This is a genomic window from Bartonella sp. AA2SXKL (assembly GCF_042197205.1).
Classification (GTDB): domain Bacteria; phylum Pseudomonadota; class Alphaproteobacteria; order Rhizobiales; family Rhizobiaceae; genus Bartonella.
Genome location: NZ_JBHIRN010000038.1, coordinates 1 through 2,831 on the forward strand (window position 1 = coordinate 1; position 2,831 = coordinate 2,831).

A 2,831-nucleotide genomic window follows, 5' to 3' on the forward strand; every position below is an offset into this window, starting at 1 on the left:
AGCGAACTTACTAAAAACATAACGAATATTACTCAGCAAGTTAAAGGTGATGCTTTGTTATGGAATGATGAAGCCAACGCCTTTGTAGCACGTCATGAAAAGAGCAAAGAAGAAAAAGGCAGAGCTGTAGCCACTCAAGATAACAGCAAAATTACGTTTCTTTTAGATGGTGATGTTTCTAAAGATTCAACGGATGCTGTCACGGGTGGACAGCTTTATTCGCTGAACGAACAACTTGCAACCTATTTTGGTGGAGGTGCAGGTTATGATAAAGAGGGCAAATGGAAAGCTCCAAGTTTTAAGGTTAAGACAGTTAAGGATGATGGTAACTCTGAAGAGATAGACTATGGCAATGTGGCGGATGCTTTGGCTGGAGTTGGTAATTCTTTCACAAATATTAGAAATGAGATCAGCAAAGAGATTAATAATGAGATTGCCAATGTGAAAGGTGATAGCCTTGTTAAGCAGGATAGGATGGGTCTTATTACTATTGGTGCGGAAAGAGGCGGCAATAAAATCAATATTTTAAATCGAGATGGTGATGCTCGAATTCTTTCTGGTGTTAAGGCAGCGCAAAATGGGGACGAGGCAGTCAATAAAGCGCAGCTTGATGCAAGTCTGAAGGATCTTTCCAGCAGCCTTCAGTCTGATGATTCAGCAGTGGTTCTCTACGATAAAAAAGAAGACGGAATAGTTGACTATAGCAGTGTGACTTTAGGTAAAGGTAAGGATGCAGGACCAGTTGCACTTCATAATGTCAAAGATGGTGTCATTGGTGAGAGTTCATATGATGCGATTAATGGTAGTCAGATCAATACAATTTCTCAGGATTTAGCTAAGTTTCTTGGTGGAGAAGCATCCTTTAAAGAGGGTGTTTTTACAGTTCCGACTTATAAAATCTCTAATGTTTCTGACGATGGTACAGTAACGACTAATTCACATAACGATGTTGGTAGCGCCTTTGCGGGTCTTGATACGAGTGTCAAGAATGTGAACACTCATCTGTCTAATGAGGTCAAAAAGTTTGATGAAAAACTAAGTAATATTACGCAAGCAGTTCAAGGCGATGCATTGTTATGGGGCAAGACTAAAGGTGCGTTTGTAGCGACGCATGGGGACAATAAAGAGAACAGCAAGCTTACATCACTTGCAGCTGGCTCTATAGTATCAGGCTCGAGTGATGCGATTACGGGTGGACAGATTTATGATCTGCAAAAACAGTTTGCGACGTATTTTGGTGGAGGAGCAGGTTATAATGAAAAGGGAGAATGGGTTGCACCTACCTTCAAGCTTAAAACTGTCAATTCTGATGGTAGTGCTGGTGAGGAAAAGGTTTACAATAGTGTATCGGAAGCATTTGCTGGAGTTGCGAGTTCTATCACGAATGTTCATAATGATGTGACCAATGTTGTCAGTGATAGCCTTGCTAAGCAGGATGATAATACGAAGGTTATCACTATTGGTAAAGAAGTAGAAGGTACAGAACTCAATATCGCAAATAAAGACAAAGGGGATCGGACACTTTCAGGTGTTGGTGAAGCAACAAAGGATAATGAAGCTGTTAACAAAGGTCAGCTTGATAAAAGATTAGAGAAGCTTTCTAACAGTCTTCAATCAGATGACTCGGCTGTTGTTCATTACGATAAAAAAGAGGGTGATAATGGCGGCATTGATTACACGAGTGTGACTTTAGGCAAAGGTAAGGATAAGGCAGCTGTTGGTCTTCATAATGTTGCCGATGGTCAGATTGCCAAGGGTTCACATGATGCAATCACGGGTGGTCAGATTAATAAAATCGGTGAGGATGTAGCTAAGTTTTTAGGTGGAGAAGCATCCTTTAAAGATGGAGCTCTTACACAGCCAACGTATAAATTATCTTACATTGCTAAAGATGGAGTTGTAACAGAGAGTGCCTTTAAAGGTGTTGGAACCGCTTTTGCAGGTCTTGATGAGAATATCAAGAATGTGAATGCAAGGATTAAAGAGGTTTCTGAAGGAGTAGCACAGGATTCTTTGTTATGGAGCAAGGAAGCCGATGCCTTTGTAGCGCGTCATGAAAAGAGTAAAGAAGAAAAAGGCAGAGCTGTAAGGACACAAGAAAACAGTAGAATTACGTTTCTAGCAAATGGTGAGATTAGCGCTAAATCAACAGATGCTGTAACGGGTAGTCAGCTTTTTGAAACGAATGATAAGGTTGTTACTTATTTAGGAGGCAATGCAGCTTTTAATAATGGTGTGTTTACTGGGCCGACCTATAGTTTATCGGAGATTGATAAAGATGGTAAGATAACAGCCAAACCTTTTACCAATGTTGGTTCAGCTTTTGAAGGACTTGATACAAATATCAAGAATGTCAATCAGAGGATTAAGGAAGTTTCTGAAGGAGTCGCACAGGATTCTTTGAATTGGAATAATGAAGCCAATGCATTTGTAGCTAAGCATGGAACGGAAGGAAACAATAGCAAATTGAAGTTTCTTTTAGATGGAGAAATTTCTAAAGGTTCGACAGAAGCGATCACGGGCAATCAGCTTTATTCAATCAATCAAACAGTTGCGACGTATTTTGGTGGAGGTGCTGGCTATGAAAATGGAAAATGGGTTGCACCTACCTTCAAACTTAAAACTGTCAATGATGATGGTAGCACTGGTGATGAAAAGGTTTACAATAGTGTAGCGGAAGCACTTGCAGGTGTTGCAAGTTCTATTACGAATGTTCACAATGATGTGACTAATGTTGTCAGTGATAGCCTTGCCAAGCAGGATGATAATACGAAGGTTATCACTATTGGTAAAGAAGTAGAAGGTACAGAACTCAATATCGCAAATAAAGA

1 pseudogene is annotated in these 2,831 nt (G+C 40.1%); it reads left to right on the top strand.

Annotated elements, in window-relative coordinates:
• Positions 1-2,831, top strand: a pseudogene (locus ACFINS_RS09500) (hypothetical protein); the annotation flags it as partial.